Consider the following 22,686-nt stretch of genomic DNA (forward strand, 5'->3'; position numbering starts at 1 on the left):
GAAGCGGGTGCGGGCCGACAGATGCTCCGCCCGGACCATCCCTGTTAGCTCCGACACAGCACTAGCCGAGCTAACTTACTCTGGAGTAAGATCGCGGTATGTCGTTTTCGCTCGAGTTGTCGCCCGATCTCGTCCACATCCGCGACTGGGTCCACGAATTCGCCGCCGACGTCATCCGACCGGCCGCCGCCGAGTGGGACGAACGCGAGGAGACGCCGTGGCCGATCATCCAGGAGGCGGCCAAGGTCGGCATCTACTCCGTGGAGTTCTTCGCCGAACAGTCAGCCGAGCCGTCGGGCCTGGGCATGCTGACCGTGTTCGAGGAGATGTTCTGGGGTGACGCCGGGATCGCACTGTCGATCTTGGGCACCGGGCTGGCTGCGGCCTCACTCGCCGCCAACGGCACCCCCGAGCAGATGGGCGAGTGGCTGCCGCAGATGTTCGGCACCGTCGACGATCCGAAGGTCGCGTCGTTCTGCTCCTCCGAACCCGGGGCGGGCTCGGACGTCGGCGCGATCCTGACCAAGGCCCGGTACGACGAAGCCAAGGACGAGTGGGTGCTCAACGGCACCAAGACCTGGGCCACCAATGGTGGCATCGCCGACGTCCACGTCGTCGTCGCCTCGGTGCATCCCGACCTGGGCACCCGTGGGCAGGCGACGTTCATCATCCCGCCGGGCACGCCGGGGTTCCGTCAGGGCCAGAAGTTCCTCAAGCACGGAATCCGCGCGTCGCACACCGCCGAGGTGGTGCTCGACGACGTGCGCATCCCCGGCAACCTGATCGTCGGAGGCCGCGAGAAGTTCGAGGAGCGGATCGCACGGGTGCGCGAGGGCCGCAGCTCCAAGAGTCAGGCCGCGCTGGCGACCTTCGAGCGGACGCGGCCGACGGTCGGTGCGATGGCGGTAGGCGTCGCGCGCGCGGCCTACGAGTATGCGCTCGACTACGCTCGCCAGCGCGAGCAGTTCGGCCGCAAGATCGGCGAATTCCAGGCCATCGCCTTCAAGTTGGCCGACATGAAAGCACGTCTCGACGCGGCCCGGCTGTTGGTGTGGCGGGCCGGCTGGATGGCGCGCAACGGCAAGCCGTTCGACAATGCTGAGGGTTCGATGGCCAAGCTGGTCGCCAGCGAGACCGCGGTATACGTCACCGACGAGGCCATCCAGATCCTCGGTGGCAACGGCTACACTCGCGAGTATCCCGTCGAGCGGATGCACCGCGACGCCAAGATCTTCACGATCTTCGAGGGCACCAGCGAGATCCAGCGCCTCGTGATCGGCCGCGCCGTGACGGGTCTGGCCATCCGCTGACCCGGCGGCTTGTGCACCGCTACCGGCGGTGGCCGCCGCTGGCGGTGCACAGATCGCTAGAGCAGGTCGACGAAGAGTTTGTGGATGCGGCGGTCGCCGGTCATCTCCGGGTGGAACGCCGTCGCGAGTCGCTGTCCCTGCCGCACGGCGACGATGTGGCCGCCGGCCTCGCCGAGCACCTCGACGTCCGGACCGACGCGTTCCACCCACGGCGCCCTGATGAACACCGCGTGCACGGGTCCGTCGACGCCGCTGAATTCGATGTCGTCCTCGAAGGAATCGACCTGGCGGCCGAATGCGTTGCGCCGCACCGTCATGTCGATACCTTCCAGCGGCGCGGCATCGCGGCCGGACACCCCGGCATCGAGGATCTCGGACGCGAGCAGGATCATTCCCGCACACGAGCCGTAGGCCGGCATGCCGTCGGCCAGCCGCGACCGCAACGGCTCGAGCAGTTCGAGTTCGCGCAGCAGGTGGGTCATCGTGGTCGACTCCCCACCCGGAATCACCAGGGCATCGACGGTTTGGAGCTCTCGAAGCCGCCGTACGGTCGACGCCTCGGCACCTGCCTCCCGCAGGGCGGCCAGGTGCTCGCGGGTGTCGCCCTGCAGCGCCAGGACGCCCACGTGGGGCGTGCTCATGGTTGGTAGCCGCGCTTGTAGCGGGTGAGCCCTTCCTGCATGACCGCCGCGACCATCTCGCCGTACTGGTTGAAGATCTTGCCCTGGCACAGCGATCGACCGCCCGAGGCCGACGGCGAGGACTGGTCGTAGAGCAGCCACTCGTCGGCGCGGAACTGCCGCATGAACCACATCGCGTGATCCAGCGAGGCGACCTGCAGGTGCTTACGCTCGAGCGGGTAGTTCACCTGCGCCGAGCCGAGCAGCGTGAGGTCACTCATGTACGCCAGCGCACAGATGTGCAGCACCGAGTCGTCGGGCAACGGATCACGGTGCCTGAACCATACCTGCTGCTGAGATGCCTTGCCAGGCAACTTGTTCAGTACGTCGCGCGGGACGATCCGGACATCCCATTCGTCGAACTGGCGAAAGCTCGCGTCGTCGAAGAGCTTGCTGACCGAGACGAAGTCCGCGGCGTCGTCGGGTGTCGGCGCGACAGGCATCACATCCTGATGTTCGATGCCGCTCTGGTCGGTCTGGAACGACGCCGACATCGAGAAGATGGTCTCGCCGTGCTGAATCGCATTGACCCGTCGGGTGCTGAAAGATCCGCCGTCACGCAACCGTTCGACGATGTAGACCGTCGGCGCCTTGGCATCACCCGGTCGGAGGAAATAGCCGTGCAGCGAGTGCACCTGAAACTCCGGCTTGACCGTGCGCACGGCCGAGACCAGCGACTGGCCCGCCACGTGGCCACCGAAAGTCCTTTGCAGAAAGCCGGATTCGGGGCTGAAGACGCTCCCGCGATAGATGTTGACCTCGAGTTGCTCGAGATCAAGAATCTCTTCGATCGCCATGGGGCTATGGCTGTCCGCTCTTCGCGCAAGCGTTCATCGCCGTATTACCAGCCTCGTTCGGCGAGGCGATGCGGGGTTGCGACGTCCTCGACGTTTATGCCGACCATCGCTTCACCCAGTCCCCGCGAGACCTTGGCCAGCACATCGGGATCGTCGTAGAACGTGGTGGCCTTGACGATCGCGGCGGCGCGGGCGGCGGGATCGCCGGACTTGAAGATGCCCGAGCCCACGAACACGCCCTCGGCGCCGAGTTGCATCATCATCGCCGCGTCGGCCGGGGTGGCGATGCCGCCGGCGGTGAACAGCGTCACCGGCAGCTTGCCTGCCCGGGCGACCTCGACCACCAGATCGTATGGCGCCTGCAATTCCTTTGCGGCGACATACAACTCGTCCTCGGACAACGATGTGAGGTGACGGATCTCGCCGCCGATCTTGCGCATGTGGGTGGTCGCGTTGGACACGTCGCCGGTGCCGGCTTCACCCTTGGAGCGGATCATCGCCGCGCCTTCGGTGATGCGGCGTAGCGCCTCGCCCAGGTTGGTCGCCCCGCAGACGAACGGCACCGTGAACTTCCACTTGTCGACGTGGTGGGCGTAATCGGCGGGAGTGAGCACCTCGGACTCGTCGATGTAGTCCACACCGAGGCTCTGCAGGATCTGTGCCTCCACGAAGTGCCCGATGCGCACCTTGGCCATCACCGGGATGGTGACCGCGGAGATGATGCCCTCGATGAGATCAGGATCACTCATCCGGGCGACCCCGCCCTGGGCCCGAATGTCGGCCGGGACGCGTTCGAGCGCCATGACGGCCACCGCGCCGGCGCCCTCGGCGATGCGCGCCTGCTCGGGGGTGACGACGTCCATGATGACGCCGCCCTTGAGCATCTCGGCCATGCCGCGCTTGACCCGCGCGGTACCGGTCTGGGTGACCGACCCGTTGTTCGGTGCGGTATCCACTGCTATCTCCTCCGAATCGCTACTGATCCAGTTTAGGGTCAGGTGCAAATGTGTTGAATCCGCATCTCAGCGGATCGACTGCAGTTCCCGCCGCGCCACCCCGTCGCGCGCGTCAGCGATCGCATTGGCTTGTTCCAGCAATTCGCCGAGTTGCAGCGGGTAGACGGTTTCGCCCCTGGCGACCAGTTCCTCAATCATTGTCGCATCACACCAGCGGTGGCCGTGAATATAGGCCCGCTCCAGGCCGGTGCGCCCCGCGGCCGAGGGCTCGAAGTGCCGCGTGCGGTGCACGAAGAACATCTCCTCGCTGCGGATGACCGAACCGTTGAAGTCGATCACCGCATCCCGCCGCCACACCGGACCGATCATGTCGGTGGGCTCGACCCGCAGACCGGTCTCCTCGGCGATCTCACGGGCCGCGGCCTGTGCCAGCGTCTCCCCCGCCTGCACGGCGCCGCCGACGGTGAACCACCAGCGCGGCTCTGGGCCGCCCGAACCGTCCCGCCGAGCGGGGTCCGATCCGCACAGCAGCAGCACCGCGCCCCTGTCGTCGAGCAGCACGATGCGCGCCGAGACGCGTTTGTTCACCGAAGGCACCGGTTCGGGCCGCTCGACGATCTCGAAATACGTCGGCAACGCCGCTGTTCCGCCCAGCCGCAGAATCCGCACCGCGGGCCGTTCGCGCAGTGCGAGCGTGTCACGGACCGCGTCGTTGTGGAAGCGTCTGGCCAGCAGCACCCGCGCTTCGGAGTCGGCCAGCTCGGCCACCAGCGGTAGCGGCAGCGACGCGGGCTCCACCGCCGCCAGCGCAGCCGACAGCTCGTTCTCGGCCGCTTCGCGCGCATGCCGCGGCGCCCGTTCGGCGGCGTCGGCCAGTGCCGCCAGCCGCTTGCCCTCCGGGCCGCCGCCATAGGCGTCGACGGCGACCGCGCGGGCCACCACGGCGCGCCGGGCCAACACGCCGTCGAGCGCCTGCCAGGACAGGTCGTAGCGGACATGCAGCCGGTCCAGCCGGTGCGCGGTCTGCAACGCCCATGCGCCCACGGCCAGGATGATCACCACCAGCACCGCCAGCGTGATCACCACCAACCAGGTGATCACCGCACGCCGCCGCTCGTCCGCCGTGGCTTGGTCCGCGTCGCACCCTCCCCGGCGACCGTCACCTTGATGCTCGAACCCGAGACCGTTTCGTAGACCCGCATGATCTGACGCGCCACCACCGACCAGTCGTAGCGCTGGACGGCGTCCGCGCCCGCCGCGATGTAGCGACGGCGCAACTCGTCGTCGGCGAGCACCTCGATCAGCCCGTTGGCCAACGCATCGGCGTCGTCGATAGGCACCAGCAGTCCCGCCGCCCCGTCCTCGAGCACCCGCCGGAAGGCGTCCAGGTCGCTGGCCACCACCGGTGTGCCCGCAGCCATCGCCTCCACCAGCACGATGCCGAAGCTCTCGCCGCCGGTGTGCGGCGCGCAGTACACGTCGGCGCTGCGCATCGCCGACGCCTTCTGCCGGTCGTCCACCTGGCCGAGGAATCGCAGGTGTCGCGCGAATCGGCCTGCGTCATCGCGCAGTTCGTCCTCGTCGCCGCGGCCGACCACCAGAACCTCGATATCGGGGAATCGTTCGACCAGTCGCGGCAGCGCCCGCAGCAGCACGGCCACGCCCTTGCGAGGCTCGTCGTAGCGGCCCAGGAAAAGCACCGATCGGCCCGTCCGCGGGTATCCCTCGAGCGGTGGCGCATCCGCGAACGACGCCACGTCGACACCGTTGGGAATCTCTACCGCATCGCTGCCCAGCGCCTCCATCTGCCAGCGCCGTGCCAGATCCGACACCGCGATTCTGCCGACGATCTTCTCGTGCATCGGCCGCAAGATCGGCTCGAACACGGTGAGCGTCAACGACTTCGTCGTCGAGGTGTGGAAGGTCGCCACGATCGGGCCTTCGGCGATGTTGAGCGCCAGCATCGACAGGCTAGGCGCGTTGGGCTCGTGCAGGTGCAACACGTCGAACCGGCCGTCGGCCAGCCATCGCTTCACCATGCGGTGGGTGGCCGGCCCGAACCGCAGCCTGGCGATGGAGCCGTTGTAGGGGATCGGCACGGCCTTGCCGCCCGAGACGACGTAGTCCGGCAGGTCGGCGTTAGGCGAGGCGGGTGCGAGCACGCTGACGTCGTGGCCCCGATCGTGCATCACCTTGGCCAGTTGCAGCACGTGCGACTGGACTCCCCCGGGCACGTCGAACGAATACGGGCACACCATGCCGATGCGCATCAGACCGGCCTCTTCTTCGCGTTCTTCGCACGGCCGCTCATGAGCCCGTCTCCAGGGCGGCCCGCCGCGCCGCGGGAAGGTCGGCCAGCCACTGCGGCTGCATCATGTGCCAGTCGGCCGGGTGCGCGGCGATGTTGCTGGCGAACCGGTCCGCCAGCGCCTGGGTGATGACGGTGACATCACCCGACGAGGCGTCCACCTCCGGGAACACCTGCATGCCCCAGCCGTCGCGCTCGAACCAGCAGTGCACCGGCAGAAGCGCCGCACCGGTGGCGATCGCCAGCTTTGCCGAGCCCGCGGGCATGCGGGTGGCCTCGCCGAAGAAGTCGACCTGCACCCCGCTCCGGCTCAAGTCGCGCTCGGCCATCAGGCACACCACCCCGTTGGACCGCAACCGCTCCAGCAACACGTCGAACGGCGGCCGGTCACCCCCGGTCAGCGGGACCACCTCGAAGCCCAGGCTCTCGCGGTATGCGACGAACCGGTTGTACAGCGACTCGGGCTTGAGTCGCTCGGCGACGGTGGTGAACGTGCCGTGATTCTGCACCAGCCACACCCCGGCCATGTCCCAGTTTCCGCTGTGGGGCAGCGCCAGGATCGCGCCGCGTCCCGCGTCGAGCGCCGACCAGAGGCGGTCGATGTCGTGCACGACGAGTTCTCGGCCGAGCGCTTCGTGGTTCATGGTGGGCAACCGGAACGCCTCTCGCCAGTACCGCGCGTAGGAGGCCAGCGAAGCGCGCATCAGCCCGTCAGGCAACCGCTCGGGCGACACACCGACCACCCGGGCGAGGTTCTTGCGCAGCTGTTCCGGTCCACCGCCCCGCGCCGCGTAGTGTGCGCCGGCCTCAAATGCGTTCCGCGCGAAGAATTCCGGCATCGCGCGAACGAGTCGCCAGCCGGTGGCATACCCCCAGTCCGCGATCCGGCCACCCAGTGGGCCGGCCGGGGCCGTCGGTCCGGAGGGGGTGGTCGTCACGGCTCTTTCGCCTCGGTTCCGTCGCTCCCGTCGCCGTCGTCGCGCTTGGCGAGCCGGTCCATCGCCCCGGGCGACGTCCGCACCTCGTGCACCCGCTGGCCGAGCGTGATCAGGCTCGTCACCGCCAGCACCCACATCGCGACGTGCAGCAGCCACGGCACCCCGAACAGCCCCGACAGTCCCGCCCCGAGCAGCACGATGATCAGCCGCTCGGGCCGCTCGATCAGCCCCCCCTCGGCCGACAGCCCGCTGGCTTCGGCGCGTGCCTTGATGTAGGAGATGACCTGCGCGGTCACCAGGCAGATCGCCGTGGCGACCACCAACGACGGGCTCTGCATGCCGAACGCCGCCCACCACAGCAGTCCGCAGAATATGGCGCCGTCGCTGATGCGGTCACAGGTGGCGTCCAGCACCGAGCCGAAGCGGGTGCCGCCACCGCGCTGCCGGGCCATCGCCCCGTCGAGCATGTCGGCGAGCACGAAGATCCACACGGCGAACGCGCCCCACCACAGTTGGCCGATCGGGAACAGGGTCAGTGCACTGATCACCGACCCCGCGGTGCCCAGGATCGTGATGCTGTCGGGCGTGAAGCCCGCCTTCAGCGCGCCCTTGGCGATCGGCGTGCTCAGCTTCTCGTAGGCCGCCCTGGTCAGTAGATAGAAATCGCTCACTTCTGATTGACCCATTCGGTCGCCAGCAGTTCACGGGTCTCGCGCAGCAACTGCGGCACCACCTTCGAGCCGCCGATGATGGTGATGAAGTTGGCGTCGCCGCTCCAGCGCGGCACCACATGCATGTGCAGGTGCTCGGCCAGCGAGCCGCCCGCCGACTTGCCGAGGTTGAGTCCGACATTGAACCCGTGGGGCCGCGACACCGCCTTGATCACCCGGATCATCTTCTGTGTGAACGACATCAACTCCAGGCTCTCGTCGACGGTGAGGTCCTCCAGCTCCGAGACCTGCCGGTAGGGCACCACCATGGAGTGCCCGGGGTTATACGGATACAGGTTGAGCACCACATAGACCAACTCGCCACGGGCCACCACCAGGCCCTCCTCGTCGGGCATGGTGGGGATGTCGGTGAACGGCTGCTCGGATTTTCCCGAGCCCGCCGTCTCCCCTTTCAGCGGGCCTTCGGCGATGTAGGTCATCCGGTGCGGCGTCCAGAGGCGCTGCAGGTGATCGGGGTCGCCGGCCCCCCGGTCGACTATTCTCTGCTCTTCGCGCAAGCGCTCATCGTCAATCCTCTGCTCTTCGCGCAAGCGCTCATCGTCGCGTGTCACTTCGGCACGCCTGCATTGACGAGATCGGCTGTCGGCGCGGCATTCTGGCGGTCGGCGATCCACGTTGCGATGGCCTCGACCGCATCGTCGCGCGGCACGCCGTTGAGCTGGGACCGGTCACCGAAGCGGAAACTGACGGCGCCCGCTTCGACGTCCCGGTCACCGGCGACCAGCATGAAGGGCACCTTCTGGTTGGTGTGGTTGACGATCTTCTTCGCCATCCGGTCGTCGCTGCTGTCGACTTCGGCGCGGATACCGCGCAACTTCAGTTGCTCGGCCATGCCGTTGAGGTACGGGATGTGGTCGTCGGCGACCGGGATGCCGACCACCTGCACCGGCGCCAACCAGGCTGGGAACGCGCCTGCGTAATGCTCGGTGAGAATGCCGAAGAACCGCTCGATCGACCCGAACAGCGCGCGGTGGATCATCACCGGCCGCTGCCGCGATCCGTCGGCGGCGGTGTACTCCAACTCGAAGCGCTCCGGGAAGTTGAAGTCCAGCTGGATCGTCGACATCTGCCAACTGCGGCCGAGTGCGTCCTTGACCTGCACCGAGATCTTCGGTCCATAGAACGCCGCGCCACCGGGATCGGGCACCAGATCCAGCCCGGAGGCCGCGCCCACCTCGGCCAGCACGGCGGTCGCCTCCTCCCACAGCTCGTCGGAGCCGACCGACTTCTTGGGATCCTTGGTCGACAGTTCGAGGTAGAAGTCGGTCAGCCCGTAGTCGCCGAGCAGGTCGAGCACGAAGCGCAGCAGCGAGTTCAGCTCGTCGCGCATCTGTTCGCGCGTGCAGTAGATGTGCGAGTCGTCCATCGTCAGACCCCGGACCCGGGTGAGGCCGTGCACGACCCCGGACAGCTCGTAGCGGTACACGGTGCCGAATTCGAAGAGTCGTAGCGGCAGTTCGCGATACGACCGCCCGCGCGACCGGAAGATCAGGCAGTGCATCGGGCAGTTCATCGGCTTGAGGTAGTAGTCCTGCCCCGGCTTGCGCACCGAGCCGTCGGCGTTGAGTTCCGCGTCGAGGTGCATGGGCGGGAACATGCCGTCGGCGTACCAGTCGAGGTGGCCGGAGATCTTGAACAGCTCGGCCTTGGTGATGTGCGGCGAGTTGACGAACTCGTAGCCGGCCTCGCTGTGCTTGCGCCGCGAGTAGTCCTCGAGCTCGCGGCGGATGATGCCGCCCTTGGGGTGGAAAACCGCCAGCCCCGAACCGATTTCGTCGGGGAAGCTGAACAGGTCCAGTTCGGCGCCGAGCCGGCGGTGGTCGCGCCGTTGGGCTTCCTCGATCAGTTCGAGGTGCTTGTCGAGGGCGTCCTGAGACTCCCACGCCGTGCCGTAGATGCGCTGCAGGCTGGCGTTGCTCTGATCGCCGCGCCAGTACGCCGCCGAGCTGCGGGTGAGCTTGAAGGCCGGGATGTACTTGGTCGTCGGGATGTGCGGACCGCGGCACAGGTCGCCCCACTCCCGTTCGCGGGTACGGGGATTGAGGTTGTCGTAAGCGGTCAGCTCGTCGCCTCCGACCTCCATCACGTCGGGATCGCCGGACTTGTCGTCGACGAGTTCGAGCTTGTACGGCTCGTTCGCGAGTTCCTCGCGCGCCCGGTCCTTCGACTCGTACACCCGCCGGGAGAACAGCTGGCCTTCCTTGACGATCTGGCGCATGCGCTTCTCCAGCGCCTCCAGATCCTCGGGTGTGAAGGCGCGCTCGACGTCGAAGTCGTAGTAGAAGCCGTCGGCGATGGGCGGGCCGATGCCAAGCTTCGCCTCGGGGAACAGGTCCTGCACGGCTTGGGCCAGCACATGGGCGGTGGAGTGCCGGATGACGCTGCGGCCGTCGTCGGTGTCGGCCGCCACCGGCGTCACCTCCACGTCCGCCTCGGGCGACCACGACAGGTCGCGCAGCTTGCCGTCGGCGTCACGCACCACGACGACCGCGTCGGGCGCTCCCCTGCTCGGCAGTCCGGCCTGACGAACCGCCTCACCCGCGGTGGTCCCGGCAGCGACCCGGATCGGGGCTGCGGGGGCGGGGCTGGCGGCGGGACTCATCTGGACTCTCCGGTTTCGGTTCGGCGGACTCTAGGACGCGACCATGCTATCGGTGCGAGTCGTCAGTCCCCGATGCCGATCGGACTGTTCAACCACTCGAAATCGAAGCCGAGCCGTTCGGCCGTCCAGTCGAGTGCGCCCAGCGCCCAGAGCGTCAGGGCGACGATGAGCGCGGTGAACACACCACCGAGGATCTGAACGACGGCGGGTTGGCGGTGGAACCACTCCATCCCCTTGTCGTAGCGCTGCTTGGCGTAGCTGAGCACGCGCTGCGCCCATTCGAATTCGGTGGCCAGGATGCCGAGGCCGATGAACACGATCGCCCAGCCGGGCCCCGGATACGGAATCGCCAGGATGCCGACTATCAGGACCGCGGTGCCCACCACGCCGACGGTCAGGCGGTAGACGAGATCGAGGGTCGGCCGTTCGCGCAGCCGGTCGCGCCACCGCGCCCACCGGCGCTTGACATCGGCCGCCTTCACGGCTGTCCCGGCTTGAGTTTGACGAACAACGCGTGCGACTCGGCGAGCACCGTGTCACCGTCGAGCAACCGACCCGCGACGAAGATCTTGCGGTCCTCGATCCGGTCGATGCCGGCCTGCACCTGGTAGTCGTGTTCGACAAGCGCGATCTTGCGGTAGTCGACGTGCAGGAACGCGGTGCGCTGCGCCTTGCTGCCGCTGAGCTTGAACGCGGTGAAACCCAGGATCGAGTCGAACAGCATCGCGACCGCGCCACCGTGTGCGGCACCGTTGCGGCCGAGGTGGAAGCGGCGGAACCGGGCGGTGCCGTTGACCCGGCCGTCCTCGGTGACCTGCAGGTCGAGGGGCACCGCAAGCAGGTTGCCCCGGTTGGGCAGATCCATCCGTCGCCCCGACGGCGAGGCCCACTCGTCGGCGTAGTACGGCGCAAGCAGCTGCGACACCTTCTCGACAAGGTCCGCGGCCTCGGTGATCACCTCGTCGGGCGCGTCGGCGGCACGGGCGTGATCCTGCAAGGTGCGTACGGCGTCGACGAAGCGGCCGTAGTCGGGTCCGCCACGATCGGTCGGGACGGGCGGATTGAACCCGCCACCGGGATGCGTCGCGACGGGCTGATCTGAGCTCACCCGACCCACCGTATTGCCAGGCTCACCGGCCGGCCGACCCGGCTTTGCTCAGCGTCTCGAACTCGTCGTCGGACAACTGGATCTCGGCAGCGGCGACGTTCTCCTCGAGATGGGCCACCTTCGAGGTACCGGGGATGGGCAGCATCACCGGTGAGCGTTTGAGCAGCCAGGCCAGCGCCAGCTGCGACGCAGACGCGCCGTGCTCGGCGGCGATGCGCTGTAGCGGCCCGTCGGGCGCCGCCAGCGGCCCGGCCGCCAGCGGGAACCACGGGATGAAGCCGATGCCTTGTGCCTCGCAGGCGTCCAGCAAGGGTTCGGCCGTGCGGACCGTCACGTTGTACATGTTCTGCACCGACACGATCGGCGCCACCTTCTGCGCGGCCTCGAGTTGTTCGGCGCTGACCTCCGAGAGACCGATGTGGCGGATCTTGCCCTCCTGCTGCAGCTTCGCCAGCTCGCCGACCTGGTCCTCGGCGGGGAACTTGGCGTCGATACGGTGCAGCTGGAACAGGTCGATGGCGTCCACGCCGAGGCGACGCAGGCTCATCTCGCATTCCTGCCGCAGGTAGGCGGGAAAGCCCAGCGGCGTCCAGTCGTCGGGGCCGGTGCGCAACAGCCCGGCCTTGGTGGCGACGATGACGCCGTCGTAGGGGTGCAACGCATCGTGGATCAACTCCTCGGATACGGAAGGCCCGTAAGAGTCGGCGGTGTCGATGAAGTTCACGCCGAGCTCGACGGCACGCCGCAGCACCCGCAGGCATTCCTCGCGGTCGGCCGGTGGTCCCCACACTCCCGGCCCCGTCAACCGCATGGCGCCGAATCCGAGCCGGTTGACCGTGAGGTCGCCCAGCGTGAAGGTGCCGGATTCCTGCGCCACGTGGGAGGTCATGCACTGACCGTACGCCGACAGTGACAGGGTGGGCTGATGAAGCTCAGCGATCTCGCCGCGCTGCCGCTGACGTACCGGGAGGTCGGCGCCACCGCCGGCGACCTGCCCTCCGGATACCACCACGTCCGCAAATCGGCCGTCGTCGGACACGGCCGCGCCCGCTTCGAGCAGGCTGCCGCCGACGGGATGCGCTGGGGGATGCTGCGGGGCGCCGGCATCCGGGTGCAGGCCACGACGGAGGTGGCCGACGTGGGATCGGAGGTGATCGTGCATCTGGGGCCGGTCGCGGCGCCGTGTCGGGTGGTCTACGTCGTCGATGAGGCCGACCGACGCGGGTTCGCCTACGGCACCCTGCCCGGACACGCCGAAACCGGCGAGGAGCTGTTCTTGGTGCGCCACGACCCGGTCAGCGACGAGGTGGTGGCCGAAGTGACGGCGTTCTCCCGTCACGCGACGTGGTGGAGCCGGATGGCGGCACCGATCACCTCGCTCATCCAGAAGGTCGTCACCGATCGGTACCTGCGGGCGCTGTAAGGGCTGGCCAGCGGCTCGGAACCGGCCGGTCAAGCGCTGACATCGCCCGTTGTCGTCGACTACAGGAGCCATCTGTGTATCCCGGCCCCTTACACCGCGTAAATTAGGGGAACTCAGCGAAGGACGTCCGGATGGTGATGACGAACGAACCCAGCGGCATGGAGGCCACCCACCTGCGCATTGCAGAGTTGGTCCGTGGATTGCACGAACGGCCCGACACCGATTCGGAGACCGTCGTCGCCGAACTGGCCGAGCATGCGGCCGTCGAGATTCCCGGTGCGCAGTACGCCGGCATCACGTTGACGCGCAACGCCAAAGAGGTCGACACCCCAGCGGCCACCCACATGTACCCGGTGCTCTTGGACAAGATACAGGCGCGTTATCGGGAGGGCCCGTGCCTGACGGCGGCGTGGGAGGAGAAGGTCATCCACGTCACCGATCTGAATACCGACGACAGGTTCCCCCACTATCGGCGGGATGCGCTGGCCGAGACACCCATCCGCGCCATCATGGCGTTCCAGTTGTTCATCGCCGACCAGTCGATGGGAGCGCTCAACGTCTACTCCGAAGAGCCGAACGCCTTCACCGCCGAGAGCAGGACCATGGGGCTCATCTTTGCGGCGCACTCATCGATCGCCTGGAATGCCGCGCGCCGCGACGAGCAGTTTCAGCGGGCGCTGGCCAGCCGCGACACGATCGGACAGGCCAAAGGCATGATCATGGAGCGCTACGGTGTCGACGCCGTTCAGGCTTTCGGCGTGCTGCGCAAGCTGTCTCAGGACTCCAATGTGCCGCTGATCAAGATCGCGACTGAGCTGGTCGATAAGGGGCGACACGCGCAGGCGAACTAGTCAGTCCGCCAACCCGAGCGTCTTCGCCAACCAGCCCAGCACCGGTGGAGCGACGTCGTCGACGGCCGACGGCGCGATGATCCAGTGCGGCAACCCGGGATGCACCTGGTGCTCGGCGCCGTAGCGGGCCGCGAGGCGGCGCGAAATCCACGGGGCGACATTGCGGTCGGCTCCGGCACTGACACACAGCATCGGACAGGTGATGTTCTTGGTGTTCACCCGGGTCGACGAGGCACCGGTCGACATTTCGCGAAAGACGCGGCCGGAGTCGCGCACCAGCCTCGGCAACAGCTCGTCCTGTTCCTCGGTGGACAACGTATTGAGCGGCACCTGCCGCAGCGTCCGCTCCGAAGGGAAGAACGGCTTGCCCGCCAGGATCCTCGGCAACAGGGGGAACAGATGCGGTAGTGCCCGCAGCTGCGGCCACAGCACCCCTGCCGGGATCGAAGCCAGCAGCACGGCCGCAGGCGGGCGGCGTGCGGCGGCGATCTTCTGCGTGAGCAGACCGCCCATGCTGTGGCCGATGACGATCGGCGCCCGGTCCAGTTGGTCGTAGGCGCTGAGGGCGACCTCGAAGCAGTCCTGGATGTCGGTGCGCGCCAACACGCCATCGTCGGTGGGCTCTCGGCCCGGCAGTACCGGTGCGCTGCAGTCGAATCCGGCCGACTCGAAGAACCGGATCCACGGCTCCATGAGTGTCGGCCTGCCGAACACCCCGTGGATGAAGAGGATCGGCGGCTTGGCTCTGTCGGTTCGTTCCGGCCGCACCTGGCCAGTATGCCGGTCGGACTCCCTACGCCACTCGGGGGTAGACAAGGTCGCGGAACGCAGGCCACGGCACCGGTTGATCGCCGACCGCTAACGTCGAGGGTGACCGCCATGCGCCATCACCTGCCGTGGCCGGAGCGTGATGCAGACTTAACCGAATTGCGTTATCGCTCTTGACCATAATTCGGCATCGGACCCATAGCATGAATTGACACTATTGTAATTTCAAGGGAGCCGGGAACCATGCGTGGGGTTGTTCGGTGCGTTCTGACTGCAAGCGTGGTCGCCACCGGTGTGGCCGCGGTGCCCACTGACCGGAGCGCGGCGGCGGCGTACCAACCAGCTGGTGACGCCATCGCGTCCATCCTGCCGGCACGCGGGCAGGTGGTGGGCGTGGCGCATCCGATCGTGGTGACGTTCGGCACGCCCGTCCATGACAAGCGCGCGGCCGAACGGACCGTCGACATCGCCTCGCTACCCGCCATGACCGGCAGGTTCGAATGGATCGAAAACGATGTGGTGCAATGGGTTCCCGACAAATTCTGGCCGGCGCACAGCACCGTGGCACTTTCCGTCGGCGGCCGCACCACCAATTTCGCGACGGGCCCGGCGGTCGTCGGGGTGGCCAACGTCTCCGATCACACGTTCACCGTGACCATCGACGGTGTCGACGCTGCCCGCCTGCCTGCACCCCATCACCGACCGAACTTCGGCAAGCCGGGGGTGTTTCCGGCGTCCATGGGCCGACCGGAGTATCCGACGCCGGTCGGCACGTACACGGTTCTGGCCAAGGAGCGCGACGTGCTCATGGATTCCAGCAGCGTCGGCATCCCCGTGGATTCGCCCGACGGTTACAAACTGGATGTGGAGTACGCCGTTCGGATCACTCGCCGTGGCATCTTCGTGCATTCGGCCCCGTGGGCCGTCAATGCACTCGGTCACGAGAACATCAGCCACGGCTGCATCAGCCTCAGTACCGAAGACGCTGAGTGGTATTTCAACACCGTCAACGTCGGCGACCCGGTGATCGTGCAGGAGAACAGCGTCGAGGTCCCCCGACCCGTGGCACCACCGGAGAACTCCGCCGAAGTCCCTCGAGTCATATCCCGCTGACGTGACCCCACCGGAAGGTGGAGTGACGACCTCGCGCACCGCGACCGGCCGTCACTCCACCTTCAACTGTGTGAAAGTCGCGCGAATAGTGCTGGCGCTCAAATGGAATCGGCCCGGCGGCGAATCGTACTCGCCGCCGGGCCGAACCCGGAATGCTGTCGCGGGGCGTCAGCCCGTGGGTCCCGGCATGATCGGCTGACCCGGCGCGGGCGCTCCTGCTCGCGGTGGACCTGCCTGCTCTCCCTTGCCGGCGGCGCTGCCACCCATCTCCAAGAGCGGCGCGCCTACCGCCGGAGCACCGGCGACCACCGGTCCTGCGCCGACGGGCACCGGCGGCACGATGGGAACCGGCGGCACGATGGGAACCGGCGGCGCAATGGGAACCGGCGGCGCGATGGGAACCGGTGGCGCGATGGGAACCGGTGGCGCGATCGGCACCGGCGGAACCATCGGGATCGGCGGTGCCACGGGAATCGGTGGTGCGACGGGAACCGGTGGTGCGACGGGAACCGGCCCTGGGAAGGCCATCGGAACACCCGACATGTTGTTCACCGGAGCGCAGATGGCCGCGCCGGCACCGGCTGCACCCGGGGCTCCAGGGGCGCCCGGGGCACCCTCACCGGCCGATGCTTCGACGCATTCGTAGGCGCCGGTCGGTAACGGGGGCAGGGCCGTCGCGGCCGGGCTCAACGCCAGTGCTACCCCGCACAACCCAGCCCCTAGCACTGCTGAGATGCTCACTCGATCAAAGGTCGTCATCGGCGTCGTTCCCTTCACTCACGCTCAAGACATTCCGCTCACCTGTGGCAAGCAGACCTGCATGCCACGATGAGGCCGCGGTAAGCGACCGCGTCAATATGACCAGCCCCCAACTCCCCACGCACCACGCCGCACCGCACCGTTTCCAAAAGGTGACTGGTTCGGCATGGATAGGCAACGCAGCGGACCGCTTCGACTGCACGCACCACTCAATGTCTCCGAAATCGGCCGGTGCCGGTGTCTGCGATACCCAACTGTTGCCGACCGGAGTCGCACTCGTCATCGGAGGCCATTGCACGTTTGCTGACGGATTGGAAGCCCTGATGGGGTTTCGACACCCCCCACCCCGGGCACTTCGGAGAGGACAGCTCAAGCAGGTCAGAGGTTGGAAATGAGATGAGCGTGGAATCCAAACCCGCGACGAATGCGTCGATGGGTGAATTGATGAGTCAGTTGTCGACGCAGACGTCCCGGCTTATTCGAGACGAAATGCGATTGGCGCAAAAGGAGTTCCAGGAATCGGCCAGGCACGCAGGCCTCGGCGCAGGGCTGTTCAGCGTGGCGGGCCTGCTCGCCTTCTTCGGCGCCGCGACGTTCATCGCCGCTGCGGTGGCGGCGTTGTCGCTGGTCCTGCCCGTCTGGGCGGCGGCCCTGATCGTGGGCGCGGTGTTGTTCATCGTCGCCGGCGTCGCGGCGCTGATCGGACGGAACCAGGCGCGCGAAGCCACTCCCGCGGCGCCGCGCACCGTCGAAACGGTGAAAGCCGACATCCAGGAGTTGAAGGACGCGCGTTCATGACCGCACCAGATCCCCGCCCCGAACCGGGACCGGACGCCGACATCAAGGACATCGAGGCCGACATCGAGCAGACCCGCGCCGAACTCGGCGACACCGTCGAGGCGCTGACGGCCAAAATGGACGTCAAGGGGCGCACCCGGGACAAGATCGACGAGACCAAGGAACGCACCCGCGAGAAGGTCGACGAGACCAGGCAGCGCGTCGTCGAGACGGCCGAGGCGGTGCGGCACACGGCCACCGACAACCCGCAGCGGACGATTCCGGTGGCGGCCATCGTCCTGGTCAGCGCGCTGGCTGTGGGCATCCTGATCTGGCGGCGGCGCCGCTGATCGACGGCTTATCCCGCGGCGTTCAGCGGGCGCGGAAGTCGTGGGCTTCGTCGTAGCCGAAATCGCCGCCGACGTCGGTGGTCCCGCCCGTGGGCGCCGTCACCTGGTGCGAGGTCCGGTCCCCACCCCTAGCCTGCGCTCCGGAGAAATCGTGGGCTTCGTCGTATTCGAAGTCTCCGCCTGCTGGGGCGGGCTCATTGGTCGGCTGACCTGATGCTTCCGTGTGCTCCATTCGACACCTCCTGACAGCAATTCACCGTTGCTAACTGAATCTTGCACCGTGGCGGTCGTTGCCGTTGCACCTCACGATGGCCTCGACTCAGAACCATTCGTATCCGACCGCTGAGAAGCCAAGTGCCGGCAGACACTGCCGACCCACCGCCTGACATGGGTCTGGTCGCGCCAATCACCGGCGTTGTCCCTGGCCATAGCGTGGGCGGGAAACCCCCTCGCGCCCGATTCCAGGCGACCTCCGAAGGTGGCGTGGCCTTGCGCCCCGATCGTCGTGACGATCTTGCGCACCTGCGGCGTCGGCGGGATGTCGTGTTCTTCGGCTGAATCATCGAGCGGCCCGCTACTGACCAGCCACACCGGCAGCCGACGCAGCGCGTCCTTATGGCGTCTGACGAATCGGCGAGCGTCACGGTGCCAGCGGTTCATGTACAGCGCGCCCACGACGATAACGGCGTCGAAACCGGTCAGGTCGTCGACATCACCGGCGGTGCTGACCATCGCCTCGACACCGGCGTCGGTGAAGGCATCGCCGATCATGCCGGCCAAGCCCGCCGTTCCGCCCCGTTTTGACCCGAACGCGATCAGCACCCGCATCATCGACTCCTCGGTCTCGATACCGCTTGGGCGTCGGATCTGACCTTTTGCCGCGTCGCTCGCATGATGTGGCCGACGAAGGGCCGAATGAGCCACCAATACCGCTGGAATCGCTTCCGGGAGCCCGGATCGGTTGTCACAGTGCGGCATTCGTAGCTGAGAAGAGTCGATCCCTCGCCATAGGGAATGGTCGAGAGGTTGGCGGCGATCTTGCCCCAGCCGGGTTCGGCGAAGCCGGCGAACTCGTCACGAGGCACATCCCGCCATTCGATGACCGGCTGCCAGAATTTCCCGACGGCACCGAAGGCGATCTCGCGGTCGGCGCGTTCGCCGAGCACCAACCAGCCCGGCATTGTTCCCGCCTCGCTGAGGATCAGTTGTCGCGCCGGCGGTGGGGGCGCCCCCAGGAGGCGCACCGGAACATTGCGTAGCCACATCGATGCCAGCACCAACGGGGTGCGAACGGTGAGCAGGTCGAGCGAACGGGCGGCGGCGAATGTGGTGTGAACGTCGGCACCCACCACGGTGTGCTCGGTGATGACCGCGTCGAACCTCGGCATCGCCGCTTCGATGAGCATGCGGTCAGCGCGCGTCGGGGTCATGAAACTCATCGTGGACCGCGGCGGATGTGGTGGGCCAGAGGCTCTCGGCGTATCAGTTCGGGACTTTGGCCCCTCTCCGCGGCTAGCGGTGAGGCCGTCCTGAGGAGTGGTCCCGGCTGGGTTCGAACCAGCGACCTTCCGCGTGTGAGGCGGACGCTCTCCCACTGAGCTACGAGACCGGGGAGTTCGGCCGAATGACCGATCGACGTCGAAGATTAGCACGGTGGCCTTTTCCGGCCTGAATCCGCAGGTAGTTCGCCTGCGGTGACACGAACGTCCATTTATCGTTTGACGCATGACGAGGACTCACGGTGCACTGTTGGCCGCTGCCGCGATGCTGATCGCGCTCTCATCCGCCGGCGGCGCTCGACCGGTCGAGGAGCGTGTCGTCCTCGTCGCCGACCAGGTGGTCACCGAGATCACCGGGTTCACGACCCCGAGCGGCAACATCGGCTGCTACATCGGGCCGGAGTACGTCCGATGTGACATCCGCGAGCGCGACTGGGCACCGCCGCCGCGGCCTGCCGACTGTCCGGACTTCACCGACTTCGGACAGGGCCTGCAGATCGCCGACGGTGACGCCACTTTTGTGTGCGCCGGCGACACCGCGCTCAACAGCGACTCCGTCGTCGACTACGGCGACTCCATATCGTCGGGATCCCTGCGCTGCGAGGTCCGGACGAAGGGGGTGAATTGCGCCGCCGCCGCCAGCGGTCACGGCTTCTTCCTGGCCCGCGACGGCTTCGACTTCTACTGAGTGCGCTCCGAGTTCGACCGGATCGGCGGCATCGTGGAGATTTGTGCAGGTCTGCTGTCGTGGACTATCGTCGTCCTTCGCGACGGGCGGCGTGCCGTTCGTGGCGCGCGGATGTAGCGCAGTTGGTAGCGCATCACCTTGCCAAGGTGAGGGTCGCGGGTTCGAATCCCGTCATCCGCTCGAAGGTGCAGTGGCATCAACCCCAGCGGTGGAGTGGCCGAGTGGTGAGGCAACGGCCTGCAAAGCCGTGCACACGGGTTCGATTCCCGTCTCCACCTCAATGATGATCCGGCGCGATTAGCTCAGCGGGAGAGCGCTTCCCTGACACGGAAGAGGTCACTGGTTCAATCCCAGTATCGCGCACCAATTCCGCCGCACGTCAGAGGCGGTTTTCAAAGCCCAAGCCGGGCCGCGTGAACTACATGTGAACTGGTCACGCAGGGCGCTAGCAACCCCACTGAGAGGTAGCTAGCCATGACCACCAATCCGTACCCCGTCGACTCCGCCACCCGCCCGTGCTGCGGCGCCATCGGCACGCACACACCCGACTGCCGACCCGCCGGCGCTGTGCACGTCAACGAATGGACGGACTTCGGCGAGGAGCGGTTCCGGTGCTTCGCCGGCCCCATCCGCGAGATCCCCGAGATTCCCTTCAACGACGGTCCGGCCAACGTCTCCATCGACGGCACCCAACTGTTCGACGGCACCGTGGAACACCGCTGCATCCGCCTAACGGGGATCGGATGGGAGGACCAGCTCACCAGCGAGGTGGCCCGCAAGCTCGCTACCGCGCTCCTGGGGGCAGCGGATGACCTCGACCGGCTGGACGGGCCGCGATGAACGCGACCACCATCCCCGATGTTCCGCCGCCGCCCGGAGCGCACACCCTGAGTACGTGGGGTGACTGGGACTACGAGTATCGGGTGGTGTGGACCGCGGACCGATGCGTCGAGGGTCACGGGCGCGCCACCGTCATGGGGGCGGCGATTCAGATGCCGGACGGTCATATCGACGACGGCACCCTCGAGGAAGCACCCGGTGTTCACATAGAAGTTCAGTCAGGCTCACCGATGACGACGGATCAGGCCCGCCAGTTCGCGGCCCTGGTTCTTGCGACAGCGGACGAACTCGACGGATGGGTGCAGCGATGACCACCACGCTGCGCCTGGTCCCCAACCCCGTGTCGCCGGTCGTGTGCACGCCGTGGTGCGACCGCGGCGACGGCCACCCGGATGAATGGTGCCGCGAGGATCAGAGCTGCTGGGGGCCGGTCGACTACATCGAGCTGGAGTTGGAGCCGGTCGAAGTTGAGGCGGCAGGGCGGTTCCCGAGCAGGCTGGGTGTCATGCCGCACCGCCAGCACGATGGCGCACCCCTCGACTGCTACCTGCATGTCGAGCTTCCAGGGCGCGACGTCGACACCTCCGCACGACTGACTGCAACAGAGGCACGGAAGCTAGCCCAGGCGCTCGTCACCGCCGCCGACGTCATCGAAGGAACCAGCTAGCACGGTCCCACGTCTCATCTATTTGTTCGGCCCGCCACCCGGGAGCCCGGGTGGCGGGCCGATTCCATTCTGTTGAGAGCGCGATGCCTATTCGCGAAGTCGCCAGAACGACCGACAACGGCCCTTAGCTATGTGGGCGGGCTGACGACGAGAAATGGTAGTCGCCATTCCTCTTTCGTTTCGCCATTTATGGTCAGTACCCATTCGAAGCGGCGTCCGGGCGGAAGCACCAGTGGCGGCAACGGGATGGCAAGCGGCACATCCAGGCTGATACCTCGAACCAGCCCAGGAGGTCGGCCGACCTGAAGTTTTGCGCCCAACTTCAACGGAACTTCGTTGCCGAGTGGATCTTGCGTCGGAACGGCGTCTCCGTCCTCATCGCGCAGAGCGAGTTCGAGCTCGAGGTCATGGTTAGCGAGATCCCACGGCACTGCCAGCAGTAGAGCAATGAAGCCGGTCACGTTCGGGCTGACCATCGACCAGCCGCCGCCAGAGATATACAGCTTGCCGTCGGCTACGGCTGCGTGATCGCAAAGGAGCAGCGTCGCCTTCATCCTGTTGCGGCGCGCGCATACGCCGACGAGGTCTCGGACTGCGCTCTGGTCCACGCCGCCGCGGTGATCCTTATTTCAGTTGGCGCCATGCTTGTACGGGCTTGGTGCATCTGGCGCACGACGGTCTTGGTCGGCGTAGCCCGTTCCCACATCGCGTTGAACTCCTCGGCTGTGGTATCCGACTCGTCGTATTCATCCTCTGGGTGCGTCATCTTTGCATCTTGCCCTTCACTATCCATCCTCGGCAATGGCCGTCTTCAAGCGCCATTTTCCCTGGTCTTCGTCCTCTGGGTGCAGGATTACCAATAGCGGTCTGCCGCCAATCGTGCGTCCTTTAACCAACAACCTCCAACCGCCATTGCCCTCGTCGTAGTCCCATTTGGCCTGATGATCGCGGCTATAGCAGACATCCCACACCTCGTCTTTTGTGATGCCGGGTTTCTTACTGTTGATCTTCTCGTTGATTCTGGCCGAGATCTCCACGTCGTAGATCGGTATGGCCACCCGAGCAAGTCTGTCATAAGCGCAGGTCACCTGGATTGGCCCGCCAGTGTCATCCGTCTGTGTGCTCGATATGACCGCATCCGGCACGCATCCGAACACCACCGCCGCGGCCGCCCTGACTCCATCTCCGGCACCAGCGCCCCACACCAACCGCACGGAATCGTGCACACCCACGTCTCCAACCGACCATTCCTCACCAGCACAAACCACCTGTCCCAAACGGGACACCTAGCGTGCGGTCGGTAATCGGCGAATTGTGAAACCGCAGTTCAGCGAGGGTGCCCCGTTTTTCCGTAACCCGTACAGAACCCGAGACGCTATGCCGATTGGGTCGTCTGCGGGGGTTAACTGGGGGACCCGGCACCCCCACTTGACCTGCGCTAATCCCCTGCGGGTGTGTTAGCTGCGCGGCTGGCCTATGTCCGGGGCGCGCACTGGTCGGGGTTGGTTGGTGTTCATCGGG

30 protein-coding genes and 4 tRNA genes are annotated in these 22,686 nt (G+C 66.8%); 13 read left to right on the forward strand and 21 right to left on the reverse strand.

Going from position 1 to position 22,686, the window contains the following annotated elements:
• Positions 1–98 precede the first annotated feature (98 nt).
• A complete protein-coding gene (locus K3G64_RS22785) occupies positions 99–1,310 on the forward strand; it encodes an acyl-CoA dehydrogenase family protein (RefSeq protein WP_238887482.1) in 1,212 nt (403 codons plus the stop codon).
• A gap of 56 nt (positions 1,311–1,366) precedes the next feature.
• Here K3G64_RS22785 and pdxT read toward each other — a convergent pair whose 3' ends face one another.
• The 12 genes from pdxT to K3G64_RS22845 form a co-directional block, all read right to left on the reverse strand.
• Positions 1,367–1,951, reverse strand: a complete 585-nt coding sequence (gene pdxT / locus K3G64_RS22790; RefSeq protein ID WP_238887484.1) for a pyridoxal 5'-phosphate synthase glutaminase subunit PdxT — start codon at positions 1,949–1,951, stop codon at positions 1,367–1,369.
• Positions 1,948–2,787 carry an acyl-CoA thioesterase II gene (gene tesB, locus K3G64_RS22795; RefSeq protein ID WP_238887486.1) on the reverse strand — a complete coding sequence of 280 codons (840 nt, stop codon included), beginning with the start codon at positions 2,785–2,787 and terminating at the stop codon, positions 1,948–1,950. Before tesB ends, pdxT begins: the two co-directional genes overlap by 4 nt.
• Positions 2,788–2,831: 44 nt before the next feature.
• On the reverse strand, positions 2,832–3,680 hold the full coding sequence (gene pdxS / locus K3G64_RS22800; RefSeq protein ID WP_238950945.1) for a pyridoxal 5'-phosphate synthase lyase subunit PdxS: 849 nt from the start codon (positions 3,678–3,680) through the stop codon (positions 2,832–2,834).
• 129 nt (positions 3,681–3,809) lie between these two features.
• Positions 3,810–4,844, reverse strand: a complete 1,035-nt coding sequence (locus K3G64_RS22805) for an NUDIX hydrolase (RefSeq protein WP_238887488.1) — start codon at positions 4,842–4,844, stop codon at positions 3,810–3,812.
• On the reverse strand, positions 4,841–6,013 hold the full coding sequence (locus K3G64_RS22810; RefSeq protein WP_238887489.1) for a glycosyltransferase family 4 protein: 1,173 nt from the start codon (positions 6,011–6,013) through the stop codon (positions 4,841–4,843). The genes K3G64_RS22805 and K3G64_RS22810 overlap by 4 nt, the downstream gene beginning before the upstream one ends.
• 37 nt (positions 6,014–6,050) lie before the next feature.
• Complete coding sequence (locus K3G64_RS22815; protein ID WP_370647019.1) at positions 6,051–6,989, reverse strand: phosphatidylinositol mannoside acyltransferase; 939 nt, start codon at positions 6,987–6,989, stop codon at positions 6,051–6,053.
• Positions 6,986–7,660: a phosphatidylinositol phosphate synthase gene (pgsA, locus tag K3G64_RS22820; RefSeq protein WP_305071266.1), complete on the reverse strand. Its 675-nt coding sequence runs from the start codon at positions 7,658–7,660 to the stop codon at positions 6,986–6,988. Before pgsA ends, K3G64_RS22815 begins: the two co-directional genes overlap by 4 nt.
• Entirely contained in the window at positions 7,657–8,232 is a 576-nt protein-coding gene (locus K3G64_RS22825) for an HIT family protein (RefSeq protein ID WP_238950949.1), read from the reverse strand. The genes pgsA and K3G64_RS22825 overlap by 4 nt, the downstream gene beginning before the upstream one ends.
• Before the next feature lie 35 nt (positions 8,233–8,267).
• The gene (gene thrS, locus K3G64_RS22830; RefSeq protein ID WP_238887492.1) at positions 8,268–10,322 is read right to left on the reverse strand and encodes a threonine--tRNA ligase; all 2,055 of its coding nucleotides are present in this window, start codon (positions 10,320–10,322) and stop codon (positions 8,268–8,270) included.
• A 62-nt stretch (positions 10,323–10,384) separates the two neighbouring features.
• Positions 10,385–10,804 (reverse strand): TIGR02611 family protein, encoded by a 420-nt coding sequence (locus K3G64_RS22835; protein ID WP_238887494.1) that lies wholly within the window; start codon positions 10,802–10,804, stop codon positions 10,385–10,387.
• The gene (locus K3G64_RS22840; protein WP_238887496.1) at positions 10,801–11,430 is read right to left on the reverse strand and encodes a PaaI family thioesterase; all 630 of its coding nucleotides are present in this window, start codon (positions 11,428–11,430) and stop codon (positions 10,801–10,803) included. Before K3G64_RS22840 ends, K3G64_RS22835 begins: the two co-directional genes overlap by 4 nt.
• 22 nt (positions 11,431–11,452) lie before the next feature.
• Positions 11,453–12,319: an aldo/keto reductase gene (locus K3G64_RS22845; protein WP_238887497.1), complete on the reverse strand. Its 867-nt coding sequence runs from the start codon at positions 12,317–12,319 to the stop codon at positions 11,453–11,455.
• Positions 12,320–12,355: 36 nt separating this feature from the next.
• Here K3G64_RS22845 and K3G64_RS22850 point away from each other — a divergent pair, with 36 nt between their 5' ends.
• Together K3G64_RS22850 and K3G64_RS22855 are read left to right on the forward strand one after the other, a co-directional pair.
• On the forward strand, positions 12,356–12,853 hold the full coding sequence (locus K3G64_RS22850) for a DUF1990 family protein (protein ID WP_238887499.1): 498 nt from the start codon (positions 12,356–12,358) through the stop codon (positions 12,851–12,853).
• Positions 12,854–12,984: 131 nt separating this feature from the next.
• Entirely contained in the window at positions 12,985–13,704 is a 720-nt protein-coding gene (locus K3G64_RS22855) for a GAF and ANTAR domain-containing protein (RefSeq protein WP_238887500.1), read from the forward strand.
• Here the strand turns inward: K3G64_RS22855 and K3G64_RS22860 are convergent, their stop codons facing one another.
• The gene (locus K3G64_RS22860; RefSeq protein WP_238887502.1) at positions 13,705–14,472 is read right to left on the reverse strand and encodes an alpha/beta hydrolase; all 768 of its coding nucleotides are present in this window, start codon (positions 14,470–14,472) and stop codon (positions 13,705–13,707) included.
• Between the two features lie 243 nt (positions 14,473–14,715).
• Between K3G64_RS22860 and K3G64_RS22865 the strand changes: the two genes are divergently transcribed.
• Positions 14,716–15,585 carry a L,D-transpeptidase gene (locus tag K3G64_RS22865; protein WP_238887504.1) on the forward strand — a complete coding sequence of 290 codons (870 nt, stop codon included), beginning with the start codon at positions 14,716–14,718 and terminating at the stop codon, positions 15,583–15,585.
• 168 nt (positions 15,586–15,753) lie between these two features.
• On the opposite strand, the gene K3G64_RS22870 is transcribed toward K3G64_RS22865, so the two are convergent.
• Positions 15,754–16,344, reverse strand: coding sequence for a hypothetical protein (locus K3G64_RS22870; RefSeq protein ID WP_238887505.1), 591 nt, complete (start codon positions 16,342–16,344; stop codon positions 15,754–15,756).
• 396 nt (positions 16,345–16,740) lie between these two features.
• Between K3G64_RS22870 and K3G64_RS22875 the strand changes: the two genes are divergently transcribed.
• Positions 16,741–17,142, forward strand: coding sequence for a phage holin family protein (locus K3G64_RS22875; protein ID WP_238887507.1), 402 nt, complete (start codon positions 16,741–16,743; stop codon positions 17,140–17,142).
• Complete coding sequence (locus K3G64_RS22880; protein WP_238887509.1) at positions 17,139–17,471, forward strand: DUF3618 domain-containing protein; 333 nt, start codon at positions 17,139–17,141, stop codon at positions 17,469–17,471. Before K3G64_RS22875 ends, K3G64_RS22880 begins: the two co-directional genes overlap by 4 nt.
• 22 nt (positions 17,472–17,493) lie before the next feature.
• On the opposite strand, the gene K3G64_RS22885 is transcribed toward K3G64_RS22880, so the two are convergent.
• From K3G64_RS22885 to K3G64_RS22900, 4 genes are all read right to left on the reverse strand, one after another.
• Positions 17,494–17,703 (reverse strand): hypothetical protein, encoded by a 210-nt coding sequence (locus tag K3G64_RS22885; protein WP_238887511.1) that lies wholly within the window; start codon positions 17,701–17,703, stop codon positions 17,494–17,496.
• Between the two features lie 71 nt (positions 17,704–17,774).
• Positions 17,775–18,299, reverse strand: coding sequence for a flavodoxin domain-containing protein (locus K3G64_RS22890; protein ID WP_238887512.1), 525 nt, complete (start codon positions 18,297–18,299; stop codon positions 17,775–17,777).
• The gene (locus tag K3G64_RS22895) at positions 18,299–18,901 is read right to left on the reverse strand and encodes a hypothetical protein (protein ID WP_238887513.1); all 603 of its coding nucleotides are present in this window, start codon (positions 18,899–18,901) and stop codon (positions 18,299–18,301) included. The genes K3G64_RS22890 and K3G64_RS22895 overlap by 1 nt, the downstream gene beginning before the upstream one ends.
• A 107-nt stretch (positions 18,902–19,008) precedes the next feature.
• Positions 19,009–19,080, reverse strand: a tRNA-Val gene (locus tag K3G64_RS22900).
• Between the two features lie 116 nt (positions 19,081–19,196).
• On the opposite strand from K3G64_RS22900, the gene K3G64_RS22905 reads away from it, so the two are divergent.
• The 7 genes from K3G64_RS22905 to K3G64_RS22935 all read left to right on the forward strand — a co-directional run bounded on the left by K3G64_RS22905 (position 19,197) and on the right by K3G64_RS22935 (position 21,165).
• Positions 19,197–19,658 carry a DUF6636 domain-containing protein gene (locus K3G64_RS22905; RefSeq protein WP_238887515.1) on the forward strand — a complete coding sequence of 154 codons (462 nt, stop codon included), beginning with the start codon at positions 19,197–19,199 and terminating at the stop codon, positions 19,656–19,658.
• Between the two features lie 107 nt (positions 19,659–19,765).
• A tRNA-Gly gene (locus K3G64_RS22910) sits at positions 19,766–19,838 on the forward strand.
• Between the two features lie 27 nt (positions 19,839–19,865).
• Positions 19,866–19,936, forward strand: a tRNA-Cys gene (locus K3G64_RS22915).
• A gap of 13 nt (positions 19,937–19,949) precedes the next feature.
• Positions 19,950–20,024 (forward strand) — tRNA-Val (locus K3G64_RS22920).
• A gap of 108 nt (positions 20,025–20,132) precedes the next feature.
• Positions 20,133–20,498 (forward strand): hypothetical protein, encoded by a 366-nt coding sequence (locus K3G64_RS22925; protein ID WP_238887517.1) that lies wholly within the window; start codon positions 20,133–20,135, stop codon positions 20,496–20,498.
• Complete coding sequence (locus K3G64_RS22930; protein ID WP_238887518.1) at positions 20,495–20,809, forward strand: hypothetical protein; 315 nt, start codon at positions 20,495–20,497, stop codon at positions 20,807–20,809. The genes K3G64_RS22925 and K3G64_RS22930 overlap by 4 nt, the downstream gene beginning before the upstream one ends.
• On the forward strand, positions 20,806–21,165 hold the full coding sequence (locus K3G64_RS22935) for a DUF6907 domain-containing protein (protein ID WP_238887520.1): 360 nt from the start codon (positions 20,806–20,808) through the stop codon (positions 21,163–21,165). The genes K3G64_RS22930 and K3G64_RS22935 overlap by 4 nt, the downstream gene beginning before the upstream one ends.
• Before the next feature lie 128 nt (positions 21,166–21,293).
• On the opposite strand, the gene K3G64_RS22940 is transcribed toward K3G64_RS22935, so the two are convergent.
• Genes K3G64_RS22940 through K3G64_RS22950 form a run of 3 tightly spaced genes read right to left on the reverse strand, consistent with a single transcriptional unit; the run spans position 21,294 to position 22,397 of the window.
• Positions 21,294–21,719 carry a DUF6941 family protein gene (locus tag K3G64_RS22940; protein ID WP_238887522.1) on the reverse strand — a complete coding sequence of 142 codons (426 nt, stop codon included), beginning with the start codon at positions 21,717–21,719 and terminating at the stop codon, positions 21,294–21,296.
• The gene (locus K3G64_RS22945; RefSeq protein WP_238887524.1) at positions 21,716–21,931 is read right to left on the reverse strand and encodes a hypothetical protein; all 216 of its coding nucleotides are present in this window, start codon (positions 21,929–21,931) and stop codon (positions 21,716–21,718) included. Before K3G64_RS22945 ends, K3G64_RS22940 begins: the two co-directional genes overlap by 4 nt.
• Positions 21,932–21,950: 19 nt before the next feature.
• Positions 21,951–22,397, reverse strand: coding sequence for a hypothetical protein (locus K3G64_RS22950; RefSeq protein ID WP_238887525.1), 447 nt, complete (start codon positions 22,395–22,397; stop codon positions 21,951–21,953).
• Positions 22,398–22,686 lie beyond the last annotated feature (289 nt).

This window comes from Mycobacterium sp. IDR2000157661 (assembly GCF_022317005.1).
Lineage (GTDB): Bacteria > Actinomycetota > Actinomycetes > Mycobacteriales > Mycobacteriaceae > Mycobacterium.